This window comes from Streptomyces sp. DF42 (assembly GCF_058267695.1).
The window spans coordinates 3,721,972-3,738,147 of sequence record NZ_CM177859.1 but is presented as its reverse complement, the minus strand read 5'-3'; the positions used below and the strand labels follow the sequence as shown (position 1 = coordinate 3,738,147).

Genomic DNA, 16,176 nt, shown 5'->3' with positions numbered 1-16,176 from the left:
GACGCATTCACGCCAGGGGGGCTGCACGGGTGGAACCACGGAACACCGCACGGCCGTCGAAGGCGCCACACAACGTTCTGCATACACTGGCCGGCCGAAAGACAGTTCGGCCGGTCCCGGCAGGAAGCAGAGACGACAGGTGACAGAAGCGATCCTCCTGGTCGGCGGCAAGGGCACCCGGCTGCGTCCGCTCACGGTCCACACGCCGAAGCCCATGGTCCGGGCGGCGGGCGTCCCGTTCCTCACGCACCAACTGGCGAGAGCGAGAGCGGCGGGCGTGGACCACATCGTCCTGGCCACGTCCTATCTGGCCGAGGTCTTCGAGCCGCACTTCGGCGACGGCTCGTCACTCGGCCTCCACCTCGAGTACGTGACGGAGGAGGAGCCCCTGGGCACGGGCGGCGCCATCCGCAACGTCGCGTCCCGGCTGCACTCCGGCCCCGACGACCCGGTCCTGATCTTCAACGGCGACATCCTGACGGGCCTGAACACCAGGGCGCTGGTCGACACCCACGAGGAGACGGGCGCCGACGTCTCCCTCCACCTCACCAAGGTCACCGACCCGCGCGCCTACGGACTGGTCCCCACGGACGAGACGGGCCGCGTCCTCGCCTTCCTGGAGAAGCCGCAGACACCCGAGGAGATCGTCACCGACCAGATCAACGCGGGGGCGTACGTCTTCCGCCGCTCGGTCATCGACACGATCCCCGTGGGCCGCCCCGTCTCGGTCGAGCGGGAGACGTTCCCGGGGCTGCTCGCCGCCGGAGCCCATCTGCAGGGCATGGTCGACTCGACGTACTGGCTGGACCTGGGTACGCCGGCGGCCTTCGTCCGTGGCTCCGCCGACCTCGTCCTGGGCCGTGCCCCGTCCCCCGCGGTCCCCGGCCGCTGCGGCGACCGCCTGATCCTGCCGACGGCGAGGGTCGCCCCCGACGCCAAGCTCACGGGTGGCACGGTGGTGGGCGAGGGCGCGTTCGTGGCGGAGGGCGCCAGGGTCTTCGGCTCCACGATCCTGCCGGGCGCCGTCATCGAACCCGGCGCCGTCATCACCGACTCCCTCATCGGCACCCGCGCGCGCGTGGGCGAACGCTCCGTCCTGACAGGCACGGTCATCGGCGACGGCGCCGTCATCGGCGCCGACAACGAACTGCGGGACGGCGTGCGGGTGTGGTGCGACGCGCGCATCCCGGCGGGCTCGGTGCGGTTCTCCTCCGACCAGTAGTAGCCACCAGCAGCCACCAGTAACGAAGTACGCGGGGGTGCCGGGCCCGGTCTCAGACGCGCGGCGCCCCCGTCACCGACATCACCAGTGAGTACAGCGAGGTGGTGGCGGTGATGAACAGGCGGTTGTTCTTCGGGCCGCCGAAGGTGATGTTGGAGACGGTCTCGGGCACCCGGAGCCGGCCGATGAGGGTGCCGTCGGGGTCGTAGCAGTGCACTCCGTCCTCCAGGGCGGCGGCCCACAGGCGCCCCTCGTCGTCGAAGCGGATGTTGTCGTAGCGGACGCCTTTTCCGGCCTCGGCGAAGACCCTTCCGTCCGAGAGCGTGCCGTCGTCGCAGACGTCGAAGACGCGGATCCGGGCGGCCCGCGAGTCGGAGACGTACAGCCGCTGCTCGTCGGGGGAGAGGATGACGCCGTTGGGGCCCTCGAACCCGTCGGCGGCGAGGTGCACCTCCCCGCTCGCCGGATCGATCCGGTACACGTGGCACGCGCCGATCTCGGACTCCGCGCGGTGGCCCTCGTAGTCGCTGGTGATGCCGAAGTCCGGGTCGGAGAACCAGATCGTGCCGTCGGAGCGTACGACGGAGTCGTTCGGGCTGTTGAGGCGCTTGCCGGCGTAGCGGTCGGCGAGGACGGTGACCGTGCCGTCGGGCTCCGTGCGGGTGACCCGGCGGTTGCCCTGCTCGCAGCTGACCAGCCGGCCCTGCCGGTCGAGGGTGTTGCCGTTGACGTGACCCGCAGGGCTGCGGAACACCGCGACCCTGCCACTGGCCTCGTCCCAGCGCAGCAGCCGGTCGTTCGGAATGTCGCTCCACACCAGCTGCCGCCAGGCCGGCAGGTACAGCGGACCCTCCGCCCACCGGCAGTCGTCGTACAGCACCTCCAGCCGGCTGTCGCCGTTCGTACAGCGTCCGGTGCGGAAGCGGTCGTCCAGGATCTCGTACAGGTCGTCGACGATGTGGCCGGACATGGTTTCCCCTCTGGGGTGTTGATCAGGATGGAATTCAACGTAACACGCACTCTGTTGAATCAGATATGGTTTTCACATGAAGCGAGTGGATGACATCGACCGCCGACTGATCGCACTGCTCCAGCGGGACGCCACCCGGTCCTACGCCCTGTTGGGCAAGGAGGTCGGCCTGTCGGCGGGCGCGGCGCACGAGCGCGTGCGCAAGCTGCGCGAGCAGGGGGTCATCCGGGCCACGACGGTCGATGTCGACCCGGCCGCCCTCGACCGCGGCGTCCTCGCCTTCGTTCTGGTCGACTCGACCGCGTGGATGGGCGAGCGGGGCGAGGCCTTCGCCGCCGTACCGGAGATCCAGGAGGCGCACGTCATCGCGGGCAGCGCGGCCGTCCTGGTCAAGGTGCGCACCGCGACCACCGGGCAACTCCAGGACGTGCTGCGGCGCCTGTACGCGATCGAGGGGGTCAGCGGTACGCAGGCGACGGTGGTCCTGGAGACGTTCTTCGAACGGCCGTTGGACGCGGGTTAGCGCGTCGTCGTCCCTGTCATCGCCGGGTCGCCGGGTCGCCGGGTCGCCGGGTCGTCCGGGTCGTCCGGGTCGTCCGCGAGGGAACGGTCAGAGCAGCCCGATGTCGGTCTTCGGCATCTTCGGCGCCCGCCTCGGCGGCGTCCTGCCGCTGAGCATGATCAACCGGGCCGCCCGGTGCCGCTGCCCCGCATAGGGCTCCAGCAGCTTGAGCATCACGGTGTCGTCCGCGTCCCGGTCCCCGGCGAGCGCCCAGCCCACGATGCCCGGCAGATGCAGATCCCCGACGGTCACGGCATCCGGCGCCCCATGGCTGCGCTGCACGGTCTCCGCCGACGTCCACGGACCGATCCCGGGCACGACCTCCAGCCGCGTCCGGGCGGCCGCCGGTTCCATCCCGACCGCCTCCTCCAGCCGCGCGGCGACCCGCACGGCCCGCAGGATGGTCGACGCCCGCTTGTTGTCGACCCCGGCCCGGTGCCACTCCCAGGACGGAATCAACGCCCAGGTCCGCGGCCCCGGCATCACCCACAACCGCCCGCCCGCCGCGGGCCCCGGCGCCGGCTCCCCGAACTTGCGCACCAGCAGCCGCCAGGCCCGGTACGCCTCGTCGGTGGTGACCTTCTGCTCCAGGACCGATGGGATCAGCGACTCCAGCACCAGGCCGGTCCGCGTCAGCCGCAGCCCCGGCCGCCGATGCCGGGCGAGAGCCACCAACCGGTGCCGCGGCGCGAACGCGTCCGGATCGTCCGCGCCGCCGAGCAGCTCCGGCAGCTTCTCCAGCAGCCACTCGGCTCCCGGCCCCCACGCCTCCCCGCACACCTCACTCCCGCGCACGCAAACCCGGAGCGTGCCGGGCCCGGCAGGCGTGAGGCTGGCCCGCCACACGGACCCGTCGGGCATCGCGCGAAACGTCGGATCCCCCGGCCCGCGCCGCAGCGGCCCCAGCACGAGCCCGAGGTCGAGCGGCCCGTCCGGCACCACGGTTCGCACCCGCCCGGGCGCCACGGCCTGACGCGGCACACCACCGCCCGCGGGCACGGCAACATGCCCACCACGCACGGTCGTTCGGGTGGATCGGGGAGTAAATCGTCCTGCCACGGATGGGTTCCTGGGGGTGTCGGGAATGCCCTACGAGACTAGGCGGTACAGCGGTACACAAGACTGCCGGTGCGCGCAACGCCCTGAAGGGGCGCGGGGAACTGCGCGACAAGCCCACGAGCCCACAGGCCCGCAGCCGCACACAGGACCCCGACCCTCACGGACCGTAGGTTCCCGACGCCCCCGGCGGACCGTCACCGTACCTCGATGAAACTCCCCGGCTCCCGCTCCGGCCTGGCCCGAGGTTCCTCCGCCGGATGCCCCACCGCCACCGCTCCCATCGGATCCCAGTCCTCCGGCAGCCCCAGCGCCTCCCGCACCACATCCCGGCAGAACATGGTCGAGGACACCCACGCGGACCCCAGCCGCTCCCCGGCCAGCGCGACCAGGAAGTTCTGCACGCCGGCGCCCGCGGCGACCACGAACATCTCCCGCTCGGCCCCGTCCCGCCGCGGGTCCCCGTAGGTGTGCGACCCGTCCATGACGAGACAGGGCACCACCAGATACGGCGCGTTCCGCAGCACGTCTCCGCGCCGGACCCGCTTGGCGATGGACTCCTCGCCCTTCCCGTCCCGCCGCAGATCGGCGATCCAGGCGTCGCGCATGGCATCCAGCAACGCGGTCCGCGCGGCCTCCGACTCCAGCAGCACGAACCGCCACGGCGTCGTGTGATGCGGCGCCGGAGCGGTCACGGCCGCCGCGACCGCCCGCCGTACGGCACCGGGGTCGACCGGTTCGTCGGTGAAGGCCCGCACCGTACGGCGCTGGGTCACCGCCGTACGGATCGCCTCGGATGTCCCCAGCCGGAACATGTCGTCGCGTCCGCCGCGCACCATGGCCCGCGCCCCCTCCCCGTCGTCCTCGGCCACCACGTGCCCCAGCCCGCGCACCACGGCGACGGGCAGCCCGGCGGCCTTGCCCTTGACCAGGTCTCCGGCCGCGGCCAACTCGTCCGCCGTCGCCACGACCGTCGCGCCGAGCGGATTGCCGTACGCGTCCGTGCCCCCGCGCAGATCGTCCAGTACGCGCACACCGGCGGCGCCGATGGCGACATCCGTGAGACCCGAGCGCCACGGTCGCCCGAACGTGTCGGTGACGACGACGCCGACCTCGACGCCGAGAGCGTCCCGCACGCCGTCCCGGATCGCGCGGGCGGACATGTCCGGGTCCTCGGGCAGCAACAGCACCGTGCCCGAAGGGGTGTTGGAGGCGTCGACCCCGGCCGCGGCCATCACGAGCCCCTGGCGGTTCTCGACGATCCGCAACGCGCCGCGCCGCGCCACGACCCGCACGGTCTCGGCGTCGATGGCGGCCTCCCGGTCGTCCGCCTCGACGACCCGCCCCTCCGCCTTGGACACGATCTTCGAGGTGACGAGCAGGACGTCCCCGTCGACGAGCCCGGGCTCGGCGGCGGCGATCAGCTTGGCGACGTCGTCACCCGGTGCGACCTCGGGCAGCCCGGGCACGGCCCAGACCCGGTAACCGGACGCCTCGGCTCCTGCCAAGGCCCCGGCACCCCCGGAATTCCCGCTGCTCACGGCGCCCGCACCTCCTCCGCGAGTGCCAGTGCCTCGCGTGCCATCCGGGCGGTCGCCTCGATGTCGCTCATCATCAGCGGCACGGCCCGGCACCGGATCCCGGCGGACTCGACCCGCTCCACCACGTGCGCGTCCACGGTGTCGACGAGCCAGCCGTCGAGCAGCCCTGAGCCGTAGTGCTCGGCGACCGCCGCGGCCGTCGACTCCACGCCGACCGCCGCCAGCACCTTGTCGGCCATCCCGCGCACGGGCGCGTCCCCGACGATGGGGGAGAGGCCGACGACCGGCACCCCGGCCTCGGCGATCGCCTCACGGACACCGGGCACCGCGAGGATCGTGCCGATGGACACGACCGGGTTCGAGGGCGGGAACAGCACCACGTCTGCCTCCGCGATCGACTCCAGCACACCCGGCGCCGGCTTGGACTGCTCGGCCCCGACGGGCACGACCGCCTCGGCCGGCACCGAGGCCCGCAGCCGCACCCAGTACTCCTGGAAGTGCACCGCCCTGCGCTCACCGTCGACCACGACGGCCACATGCGTCTCGACCCGGTCGTCGGTCATGGGGATGAGCCGCACGCCCGGCTTCCACCGGTCGCACAGCGCCTGGGTCACCGCGCTCAGCGGATATCCCGCGCTGATCATCTGCGTCCGCACGATGTGCGTGGCGAAGTCCCGGTCGCCGAGCCCGAACCACTCCGGCCCCACGCCGTACGCCGCGAGCTCGTCCTTGAGGTGGAAGGTCTCGTCCGCCCGTCCCCAGCCCTGCTCCTCGTTGATGCCGTCGCCGAGCGTGTACATCACCGTGTCGAGGTCCGGGCAGACCTTCAGCCCGAAGAGGTGGATGTCGTCCCCGGTGTTGCCGATGACGGTGATGTCCGCGTCCGGCACGGCCTGCTTCAGACCGCGCAGGAACCGGGCACCACCGATGCCGCCTGCCAGAACCACAATGCGCATGGGCCAAGTCTTGCAGGCGGGTACGACAGCCGCGTCAGGCAGTCACCGGACGCGGCTCGGTGCGCGCCTCGCAGTGCGGGGACGTGTGCATCGGCATCTCGGTCAGACCCGGGTAGTAGACGTGCAGGCTGACCGCCGGCTCCAGCGCGTCATTGCTCACCTCATGCACGTATCCCGGCGCGAACACCCGCTGCGCACCCGCGCGGAGCGCGCGCGTGCCCCGCTCGGTTCGCTCGGTCAGCGTGCCCTCCAGGACGGTCAGGACCCCGGAGGAGCGGCCGTGGTCGTGCAGCCCGCTGCCCTGACCGGGCACCCAGGACAGCAGCCACACCTCGTAGCCCGGCCCCGTGCGCAGCCGGTGGTACCAGCGAGCCGTGGCGTCGTACTCGACGAGGTGCTCCCACTGAGCGCGGTCGGCGGCGACGGAGCGCGCCAGCCCGACGAACTCGGCCACGGTGGCCGGGTGCTCACGCGGCGGCTGCAGCAGGTGCGCGACTTCGAGGATGTCGCCGGCGATCTGGAGGTCGTTGTCGCTGTTCATGGGTGCGGTGGTTCCTCAGTGAAAGAAGGTCAGAGGGAACGGGAGCCCGGTCACAAAAGACCGGACCTACAGCTGGAGCAGGTGGGGCTCAACAGCTGGAACAGCAACAACAGCTACAGCGAGCACGGGCAGCACCGAGGGACCCGGCGGTGCGGGTCGAGGTGAGTGCCAAGTTCGCGAGCATGCCCACAAGGACAGCGGCTCACACCTTCACTGTCAACTCGACGCCCGGTATGTGGGACACGGTTCACCTCATCCGGTCCATGTCCCAGGCGAAAGGTTTGTGCAGCCGCCAACCGGGACACATGGCGCACAACCGGGCGCATAAACCTCGTTGCGATCCCGTGATCCGACTGTGATCCGGTTCGCTCCGAGGTGCGCATGGAACGAGATCGGATCTCCGGGCGTCCTTCCCCATACAGGTTCTGCGCGGGGGTGGAGGCCCTTCCGGGCCTCGTCTGCATGACAAGGTTTATGCCGATTTGAACACTTTCCGCATGGCCTTGGTTCCGCAGAGTGAATAAGGGACCCAATAGCAGATCTCGGCTTGACTCGCCCGGAGCAGCACACTTGTAATTTCACTCGTGTCGTTCAGCCGGGATCGGTAACGGCTACATCACGGGGACGCGAAAGACAGACGAGGGGCGCACATGACCGAGCTGGTGCAGCAACTGCTGGTCGACGACGCGGACGAGGAACTCGGCTGGCAGGAGCGCGCGCTGTGCGCCCAGACCGACCCCGAGTCCTTCTTCCCCGAGAAGGGCGGCTCCACCCGTGAGGCCAAGAAGGTCTGCCTCGCCTGTGAAGTCCGCTCCGAGTGCCTTGAGTACGCCCTTGCCAACGACGAGCGCTTCGGCATCTGGGGCGGCCTGTCCGAGCGGGAGCGACGTCGACTGAAGAAGGCCGCCGTCTGACCGGACGGCCCCACACCCTCACACAGCAACCGAACGGCCCGTCGCAGGTGGGTTATCCACAGGCGGCGGGCCGCCGCCATGCCCAGCCGATAGTGTGGTCGTTCGTCCGAGACGCCTCGCCGCCCACAGGCGGCACAGACGTCCACCGCAGTCCATCGAACCGGGGCCCGTACCTCGATGTCCGTGCACAGCCACACGGCAGCCCAACACGACGCTGCCGCTCCAGAGTTTCCGCGTCACGTGGTGACGGCGGTCGTCGTCTCCCACGACGGCGCCCGCTGGCTGCCCGACGCGCTCGCCGGGCTGCTCGGCCAGGAGCGTCCCGTCCAGTTCGCCATGGCCGCCGACACCGGCAGCGCGGACGCCTCCGCCCAGCTGCTCACCGACGCTGTCGGGGCCGACCGGGTGCTGCACCTCGCCCGGCGCACCGGCTTCGGCCAGGCCGTCGAGGAGGCGGCACGGACCGCCCCCGTCCTGACCCCTGAAGAGCTGCCCTATCTGAAGCGGCCGAGCGGCTGGGACCCGGTCACGCGCAGCTGGCGCGACGACGCCTACGACATGCCGGAACTCCCGTACGGGGAACCGGTCCAGTGGCTGTGGCTGCTGCACGACGACAGCGCCCCCGAACCCGACGCCCTGGCCCAGCTGCTGCGCGTCGTGGACAACGAACTCGAACTCGGCCGCGACGACGTGGCCGTCGTGGGCCCCAAGCTCCGTGGCTGGTACGACCGCCGCCAGCTCCTGGAAGTCGGCGTCAGCATCGCCCACTCCGGCCGCCGCTGGACCGGCCTGGACCGGCGCGAACAGGACCAGGGACAGCACGACCACGTCCGGACCGTCCTGTCCGTCTCCACCGCCGGCATGCTCATCCGGCGCGACGTCTTCGAACAACTCGGCGGATTCGACCGCCGTCTGCCCCTGATGCGTGACGACGTCGACCTGTGCTGGCGCGCGCATGCCGCCGGCCACCGCGTCCTCGTCGCCCCGGAAGCGGTCGTACGACACGCCGAGGCCGCCTCCCGCGAGCGCCGCACCGTCGACTGCGGGGGCCGCACCGTCGCCTCCCCGCACAAGGTCGACAAGGCAGGCGCCGCCTACACCCTCCTGGTCAACACGCGCACGGCCATGCTGCCCTGGGTGCTGGTGCGCCTCCTGGTCGGCACCCTCCTGCGCACCGTCGCCTACCTGGTCGGCAAGGTCCCCGGACAGGCGCTCGACGAGATCCGCGGTCTGCTGGGCACGCTGCTGCGCCCCGAGCGGATCATCGCCGGACGGCGCAGGCGTGGGAATCCGCAGATCGACAAGGGCGAGCTGCGCGCACTGTTCCCACCGCCCGGCGCGACCGTGCGGGCCACCGTCGAGCAGGTCGCGGGCAACTTCGTCGACAGCTCCGACCCCGAGGTGACCTCCGGAGCCGGACGGCACGGGGGCGCGGTCGAGTCCGGGCCCGGCGGCGACGACGCCGACTTCCTGGAGATCGAGCAGTTCGCCCGCCTCAAGCGCATCGGCCGCAAGCCCGGCCCGATGCTGTTCCTGGTGCTGCTGCTCGTCTCGCTGGTCGCCTGCCGCGCACTGCTCGGCGGCGGCGCGCTCGCGGGCGGCGCCCTGCTGCCCGCCCCGGCCGACTCCGGTGAGCTGTGGTCGCGCTACCTCGACTCCTGGCACGCCGTGGGTGCGGGCGGTTCCCCGTCCGCGCCGCCGTACCTCGCGATCGTGGCGATGCTCGCCTCGGCGCTGTTCGGCTCGACGGGCCTCGCGGTCACGGTCCTGCTGGTCGGTTCGGTGCCGTTGGCCGGCGTCACCGCCTACTTCGCCTCCCGTCCGCTCGTCGAGTCGCGCCTCCTGCGCGCGTGGGCGGCCGTCGTCTACGCCTTCCTGCCCGCCGCCACGGGCGCGCTGGCGGGCGGCCGCATCGGCACCGCCGTGCTGGCGGTCCTGCTGCCGCTCATCGCCCGCGCGGGCGCCGCGGCCGGCGGCCTCACGAACGCCTCGGGCGCGCGCGGCAGTTGGCGCGCCACCTGGGCGTACGCGCTGCTGTTGACGATCACCACCGCGTTCACGCCGATCGTGTGGCCGATCGCGCTGATCCTCGGCATCGCCCTGCTCGCCGTGCGCCGCGGCGACATCACCGCCCACGGTCTGCGCTTCCTGGCCCAGTTCGGCACCCCCCTGCTGATCCTCGCTCCGTGGTCGCTGTCGCTGCTCCCGTTCGGCTTCTTCCATGAGGCCGGGCTGCAGTACGGCTCCTCGGCCGCCTCCGCCCTCGACCTGCTCGGCGCGAGCCCCGGCGGCCCGGGCACGGTCAGCGGGCTGATGCTCATCGGCGTCGTCCTGGCCGCGCTGGCCGCCCTGCTGCGCTCGGAGCGCCAGTTCGGCATCTGGACGGCCTGGGCGGTCGCCCTGGTGGGCCTGGTCTTCGCGGTCCTGTCCAACAGGTCGGCCTGGGCCGGCCCGGCGACCCTCGTCTACGGCCTCGCCCTCCTGACCGCCGCCGTCCTCGGGGCCGACGGTGCACGCGCGCGTGTGGCCGAGCAGAGCTTCGGCTGGCGCCAGCCGGTGGCCGCGCTGATCGCGTTCGCCTCGTTCGCGGGCCCGCTGGCCATCGCCGTCGGCTGGATGATCGGCGGCGCCGCCGGACCGGTCGAGCGACAGGACCCCGTGCAGGTGCCCGCGTTCGTCGCCGAGGAGAGCGGCACCCGCGACCAGGCACGCACGCTCGTACTCGACAGCGACTCCACGGCCCGCGTCGGCTACACCCTGGTCCGCGGTTCCGGCGCCCGCCTCGGCGACGCCGAGACCGCCGCGGCCGACGGCGAGAACAGCCGGCTCGACAAGGTCGTCGCCAACCTCGTCGCCGGCTCCGGCGCCGACCAGGCCGACCAGCTCGGCAAGTTCGCCGTCCGCTATGTCCTCGTCCACAAGGGCGCGCCCCGCGAGGTCACCCGCGTCCTGGACGCCACACCCGGCCTCTCGCGCCTGAGTCAGCAGGACGGCAGCGCCCTGTGGCGGGTCGACCAGGAGGTCGCACGCGCCACCATCGCCGCCGCCTCCGGCCCGGCGCAGCCGGTCGCCGCGGGCCCCGTCGAGATCCACACCACGGTCCCGGCCGGTTCGGACGGGCGCGTCCTGCGCCTCGCCGACACCGCCGCCGAGGGCTGGACGGCCACCCTGGACGGCAAGCCGCTCGCCCGCACCACGGTCGACGGCTGGGCCCAGGGCTTCCGGCTCCCCGCATCCGGCGGCAGGCTGGACGTCACCTACGACGACCCGGTCACCCATACCGCGTGGCTGTGGGCGCAGGGCTTCCTCGTCCTCGTCCTCGTCGTCCTGGCCCTGCCCGGCCGGCGCCGAGACATCGACGACGACCTCCCCGAGGAGCCGGCCGTCCCCGCGCAGCCCGTGGCCGGCGAGGGCCGCCGCGCCCGCCGCCTGCGCGCCCAGGCGGAGGCCGAAGAGCCCGGCCGGAGCGAGGAGTTTCCGTCTCCTCCTGCGGAGGAGACACCCGTCGCAGTCCCGCACCAGCAGCCCTACGGCGACTACGACGCGGCCGCCTACCAGGGTGCCGAGTACGGCAGTTACGGCAACGACCAGTACCAGGGCGCCCAGCAGTACCCGGCGGGCACGTACGACCAGACGTACCAGGCGGACCCGTACCAGGGCGGCCAGTACGACCCGTACGCGTACGGCGGTGCGCACCAGGGGACGTACGACCAGACCGCGTACGACCCGTCGTACCAGCAGGGTTACGACCCCACGTACGACCCGGCGCAGCAGCAGCCGCACGCCCCTGAGCGCCCCGACGGGAGTCAGCAGTGAACCGCACGACCATCTCCCTGATCGCGGGCACGGCCGCGCTCGCCGCCATCACCGGATTCGCCTCGCTCACCGCGCCGGGCGCCTCCGGTGCGGACACCGCCAAGGCGGCCGCCGAACTGCCCGTGGAGCGCACGAGCCTGCTGTGCCCGGCGCCCAGCGCCTCCGACCTGGCCGACACGTCGTACACCTCGTTCACGCCTTTCACCAAGGGCACGGGAAGCGAGGGCAAGGGCGAACTCCGGCCCGCGACGGAGCAGTCGGCCGACGGGGCGGGCGGCAGTGGCAAGACGGACGGCAAGGGGAAGGCGAGCGGCAAGAAGAAGACCGGCACGGCCGACAAGCCGGTCCTCACCCCGAAGGAGCCGGGCAAGCCCGTCACCGGCGACAGCTCCGGTTCCGACACTCCTGCGCTCGTCGGTACCGCCGAGGGCAGGTTCGCGCCCGGCTGGACGGTGCAGGAGACCACCGAGGTCGCCGCAGGCACCGGCCGAGGCCTCCAGGGCGTCAACTGCACCGCGCCGGACACGGAGTTCTGGTTCCCGGGCGCCAGCACGGACGCCTCCCGCACCGACTACGTCCACCTGACCAACCCCGACGACTCCGCGGCCGTCGTCGACGTCGAGCTCTACGGCAAGGACGGCGCCCTCAAGTCCACGGTGGGGGAGGGCATCACCGTCGGGCCGCACTCCAGCGACCCGGTCCTGCTCTCCACGCTGACCGACGAGAAGCAGTCCAACCTCACCGTCCACGTGAACGTCCGCAGCGGACGCGTCGGCGCCGCCGTACAGGCCCTCGACGACAAGCTCGGCGGTGACTGGCTGGCCGCGTCCACGGACCCGGCGGGCAGTCTCGTCCTGCCAGGCATCCCGAAGGACGCCACCTCCGTGCGCCTGGTCGCCTTCACGCCCGGCGAAGCGGACGCCGATCTGAAGCTGCGGCTCGCCTCCCCGTCCGGGCAGATCACGCCCGCGGGGAACGAGACGCTGCATGTGAAGGCGGGCATGACCACCGCCGTCGACCTCGGTGACGTCACGCGCGGTGAGGCGGGTTCCCTGGTCCTCACGCCCACCGACGAGTCCGTGCCGGTCGTCGCGGCGCTGCGGGTCGTGCGGGGCAAGGGCGACAAGCAGGAGACGGCGTTCATCCCGGCCACGAGGCCGGTGGGCACGCGCGCGACGTCGGCCGACAACAGCGGCAAGGGCACCACGCTGTCGCTCACGGCGCCCACCCGCACCGCGCAGGTGAAGGTCACCGCGTCCGCGGGCAGCGAGGGCGGCACGGCGGTGTCCAAGACGTACACGATCAAGGCGGGCACCTCCCAGGACGTCGAAGCCCCGGTCCCGAGCGGCCTGAAGGGCACGTACGCGCTGACGGTCGAGCGCGTGTCCGGCGGCCCGGTCTACGCGGCCCGGACGCTGGCGGCGACGGAGGACGGAGTCCCGGGCTTCACGGTGCAGACGCTGCCGGACGACCGGGGGACGGTCGCGGTGCCGGAGGCGGACCAGGATCTGTCGGTACTGCAGAAATAGCTGCTGCCGGGCGAGGGCGAAGGCCGTCCCGTCCTCGCCGGCTCAGCCCGCTCAGTCCAGTCGGACCGCTCAGCCCTCTGAGTCCTCGCCGTAGCGCGGATCCACCGTCTCCGGAGTCAGCCCCAGCAGCTCGGCCACCTGCTCGACGACGACCTCGTGCACCAGCGCGGCCCGCTCGTCGCGCCCCTTCGTGCGGATCTCGACCGGCCGCCGGTACACGACCACGCGTGCCGGCCGTCCCTCCCGGGAGGGAATCGTGCCGCCCAGCGGAACCGACTCGTCGTTCCAGGCGTGACCGGGGCCGTCCAGACGCGGCACCTCGATGACGAGGAAATCGATGTCGGCGAGCTGCGGCCAGCGCCGCTCCAGCCGCTCCACGGAGTCCTGCACCAGATCCGCGAACGCCTCGGCACGGCTCGCGGAGAGCGGCACCTGGGGCGGCGCGATCGGGCCGCGCATGCCGCGACCGTGGCGATCACGACGGCGGGGCCCGGGGGCGGCGGCACGGGGCGGTACGGGGTTGTCCATCACTGGTGAAGCGTAGTCCCCGCCGGGACCGGACGCCGTGCCCCACGCGGCTTGCCGGACGGCCTCGGAGCCCCCCGGACGGCATGTCGCAGGATGACCATTCCAGCCAAGGTTGGGCTCGTTTCCGTATCTCTCCGAGACCGGCGATATCGCGGCAATTGACTCTGTTTGTACGGAGTGTTGATCGGGTGTGCGATCGTCCGACGTCCTGTGAACGTGCGTCCTTGCAGGTCATCGAGGTGTGCGGGGGAAAGGGTGTGGTCCGTTTCACAGCACGACACGGTGGACTGACCTGAGGGGGAGTCGTCGCGGCCCGCTCAAGAGTGCGGTACCGTCCAACGTCGTGAGCCCTGTACGTCGCTGTTCGCGCACCGCTTGCGGCCGTCCCGCCGTCGCGACGCTGACGTACGTCTACGCCGACTCGACCGCGGTCCTCGGCCCGCTCGCCACCTACGCCGAACCCCACTGCTACGACCTGTGCGCCGAGCACTCCGAGCGCCTCACCGCCCCCCGCGGCTGGGAGGTCGTGCGGCTCCTCGACGGCTCCGCCCCGGCCCGCCCCAGCGGCGACGATCTGGAAGCGCTTGCCAACGCGGTGCGTGAGGCGGCCCGTCCCCAGGAGCGGGCGGCCGGTGCCGGAGGCGGGGCCCGCGGGGCGGACCCCATGGAGGTCGCGCGGCGCGGCCACCTGCGAGTACTGCGGTCTCCGGACAACTGAGAACAGCCGGCAGCTCTCTGTGCCGTTCCCTGCGAGCCACCCGGTGACGCACCCGCATTGACGCACCCTCGCCGTGGACACGACCATTCCGTTTAAATCGGCGGGAAATCGCTTTCCGTACGCCGGAATCCAGGGAGACGTCCGCGCACCTCCAGGAACCGGAACCCGTCGCCGGCTCGCTCGGCCTGTCCGCCCTCGTCGCGGCCCTGCCCCTGCTGATCGTTCTGATCCTGCTCGGCGGGGTGGGCATGAAGGCGCACCTGGCGGGCCTGACGGGGCTTCCGGCGGTCGGTCCGGTCGCCTGCTCGCCGTACGGCATGCCGCTCGATCAGACGCTCTCCAGCGCCGTCCAGGGAGCAGTCTTCGGCCTCCTCCCCAGCCTTGGATCGTCGTCAACGCCCTGCGGGTGTACCGGATGGCCGTCCGCGCCCAGCACTTCGGCACCCTGCGCCGCTCCTTCGGGCGCCTCTCCGACGACCCGCGCATCCAGGCGCTCGTCGTCGCGTTCTGCTTCGGCGCGCTCCTGGAAGCCCTCGCCGGATTCGGTGCGCCGGTCGCGATCTGCTCGGTCATGCTCGTCGCCATGGGCTTCGAGCCGGGACGCGCCGCGGTCGTGGCGCTCGTCGCCGACACCGCGCCGGTCGCGTTCGGTGCGATGGGCACGCCGGTCGTGACGCTTGCGCAGGTGACAGGACTGCCGCTGGATTCCGTGGCCTCCGTGGTGGGACGTCGGACTCCGTTGCCGGCACTGGTGGTTCCGCTCGTCCTGGTCCGGCTGGTGGACGGACGGCGCGGTCTGCGCGAGACCTCGGTGCCCGCCCTGGTGTGCGGAGTCGCCTTCGCCGTGGTCCAGTTCGCGCCTCCAACTACGTCTCCGCGCAACTCGCCGACATCGGCGCCTCCTTGGCGGGCGCCGGCGCCCTGGTCGCCGTACCGCACGCACGCGTGCCCGCCACCGAGCCCGTACGCGCGTCCGTGCTGACCCGCGCGCGCAGCGAGGAGTTGGACGAACGGGACCCGCGGCGCGAGGTCCTGCGCGCGTACGCCCCGTACGCGCTGATCGTCGTGATCTCCTCCGTCGCGCAGATCCCGGCGGTCAAGGACCGGCCGGCCGAGACGACGCAGATGCACAACCGGCCGTTCCTGGACGTCGCCGGGCCGGACGGGAAGCCGGTCGGTGGATGCCTTCACGTGGCCCGTCGTGTCGACGGGCTGCACGCTCGCGCTGCTGGCCGGGGTGTGCACGGCGGTCGTCCTCGGCGTGCACGCGCGCGTGGCGCTCCGGAATGGGCCCCGACCGTCCACGAGTTGAGGTTCGTGGGCTCGGCCGCGACGTCCGTGTGGGCGCCGGCGAAGGTCATGAACCTCGCCGGACAGGCGGGCACGATCGGCCACTTCGTGGCGGTGGCGGGAGCCGGACTCGCCTTCCTGCCGCCGGTGCTGGGCTGGGTTCGGAGTCGCGGTCTCCGGTCGGACACGTAGGCCACGTGCTGTCCGGGGTGCTGCAGGTGACCGCCGCCCGTGAGTCGGGCCTGTCGCCCGAACTCCTTGCCGCCGCCGACAGTTCGGGCGGCGTCCTCGGCAGGATGATCACGCCGCAGAACCTCGCCATCGCGTGTGCGGCCGTGGGTCTTGCGGGCCGCGAGGGGGGATCCGCTGCGCAAGGTGCTGCCGCCCTGGAGCCTCGGCCTGCTGCCGGCGATGTGCCTGATCGTGACGGCTCAGAGCTCGCCGGTCCTCGGCTGGATGCTGCCCTGACTCTTCCCGATCTCTCACCCGGCTCTGACCTGAGGTTACGGCTGGGAGTCCACTCGGCGTCCGCA

Annotated in this window: 12 protein-coding genes and 1 pseudogene; 7 read left to right on the top strand and 6 right to left on the bottom strand. The window is 72.2% G+C overall.

The genetic code is table 11. The features are described 5' to 3' along the window. The first annotated feature begins 139 nt into the window (after window positions 1-139). Entirely contained in the window at window positions 140-1,222 is a 1,083-nt protein-coding gene (gene manB, locus ACYUED_RS16935; protein ID WP_491293108.1) for a mannose-1-phosphate guanylyltransferase, read from the top strand. A 52-nt stretch (window positions 1,223-1,274) separates the two neighbouring features. Here manB and ACYUED_RS16930 read toward each other — a convergent pair whose 3' ends face one another. Next, window positions 1,275-2,192 carry an SMP-30/gluconolactonase/LRE family protein gene (locus ACYUED_RS16930; protein WP_491293107.1) on the bottom strand — a complete coding sequence of 306 codons (918 nt, stop codon included), beginning with the start codon at window positions 2,190-2,192 and terminating at the stop codon, window positions 1,275-1,277. A gap of 85 nt (window positions 2,193-2,277) precedes the next feature. On the opposite strand from ACYUED_RS16930, the gene ACYUED_RS16925 reads away from it, so the two are divergent. Then, complete coding sequence (locus tag ACYUED_RS16925) at window positions 2,278-2,715, top strand: Lrp/AsnC family transcriptional regulator (RefSeq protein WP_491294291.1); 438 nt, start codon at window positions 2,278-2,280, stop codon at window positions 2,713-2,715. A gap of 87 nt (window positions 2,716-2,802) precedes the next feature. On the opposite strand, the gene ACYUED_RS16920 is transcribed toward ACYUED_RS16925, so the two are convergent. The 4 genes from ACYUED_RS16920 to ACYUED_RS16905 all read right to left on the bottom strand — a co-directional run bounded on the left by ACYUED_RS16920 (window position 2,803) and on the right by ACYUED_RS16905 (window position 6,848). After that, complete coding sequence (locus tag ACYUED_RS16920) at window positions 2,803-3,813, bottom strand: DNA-3-methyladenine glycosylase family protein (protein WP_491293106.1); 1,011 nt, start codon at window positions 3,811-3,813, stop codon at window positions 2,803-2,805. 194 nt (window positions 3,814-4,007) lie between these two features. Then, window positions 4,008-5,351, bottom strand: coding sequence for a coenzyme F420-0:L-glutamate ligase (locus tag ACYUED_RS16915; RefSeq protein WP_491293105.1), 1,344 nt, complete (start codon window positions 5,349-5,351; stop codon window positions 4,008-4,010). Next, a complete protein-coding gene (cofD, locus tag ACYUED_RS16910; RefSeq protein ID WP_491293104.1) occupies window positions 5,348-6,307 on the bottom strand; it encodes a 2-phospho-L-lactate transferase in 960 nt (319 codons plus the stop codon). Before cofD ends, ACYUED_RS16915 begins: the two co-directional genes overlap by 4 nt. A gap of 34 nt (window positions 6,308-6,341) precedes the next feature. After that, window positions 6,342-6,848 (bottom strand): cysteine dioxygenase, encoded by a 507-nt coding sequence (locus ACYUED_RS16905; RefSeq protein ID WP_491293102.1) that lies wholly within the window; start codon window positions 6,846-6,848, stop codon window positions 6,342-6,344. A gap of 650 nt (window positions 6,849-7,498) precedes the next feature. On the opposite strand from ACYUED_RS16905, the gene ACYUED_RS16900 reads away from it, so the two are divergent. The 3 genes from ACYUED_RS16900 to ACYUED_RS16890 all read left to right on the top strand — a co-directional run bounded on the left by ACYUED_RS16900 (window position 7,499) and on the right by ACYUED_RS16890 (window position 13,107). Further along, window positions 7,499-7,762: a WhiB family transcriptional regulator gene (locus ACYUED_RS16900; RefSeq protein ID WP_003975777.1), complete on the top strand. Its 264-nt coding sequence runs from the start codon at window positions 7,499-7,501 to the stop codon at window positions 7,760-7,762. A gap of 177 nt (window positions 7,763-7,939) precedes the next feature. Continuing rightward, a complete protein-coding gene (locus tag ACYUED_RS16895) occupies window positions 7,940-11,578 on the top strand; it encodes a glycosyltransferase family 2 protein (RefSeq protein WP_491293101.1) in 3,639 nt (1,212 codons plus the stop codon). Further along, window positions 11,575-13,107 (top strand): DUF5719 family protein, encoded by a 1,533-nt coding sequence (locus tag ACYUED_RS16890; RefSeq protein ID WP_491293100.1) that lies wholly within the window; start codon window positions 11,575-11,577, stop codon window positions 13,105-13,107. The genes ACYUED_RS16895 and ACYUED_RS16890 overlap by 4 nt, the downstream gene beginning before the upstream one ends. 69 nt (window positions 13,108-13,176) lie before the next feature. Here the strand turns inward: ACYUED_RS16890 and ACYUED_RS16885 are convergent, their stop codons facing one another. After that, window positions 13,177-13,635, bottom strand: coding sequence for a metallopeptidase family protein (locus ACYUED_RS16885; protein WP_491294290.1), 459 nt, complete (start codon window positions 13,633-13,635; stop codon window positions 13,177-13,179). Window positions 13,636-13,978: 343 nt separating this feature from the next. On the opposite strand from ACYUED_RS16885, the gene ACYUED_RS16880 reads away from it, so the two are divergent. Then, window positions 13,979-14,353 (top strand): DUF3499 domain-containing protein, encoded by a 375-nt coding sequence (locus tag ACYUED_RS16880; protein ID WP_491293099.1) that lies wholly within the window; start codon window positions 13,979-13,981, stop codon window positions 14,351-14,353. A 107-nt stretch (window positions 14,354-14,460) separates the two neighbouring features. After that, window positions 14,461-16,111: pseudogene (locus ACYUED_RS16875) on the top strand (L-lactate permease). Window positions 16,112-16,176: the final 65 nt, after the last annotated feature.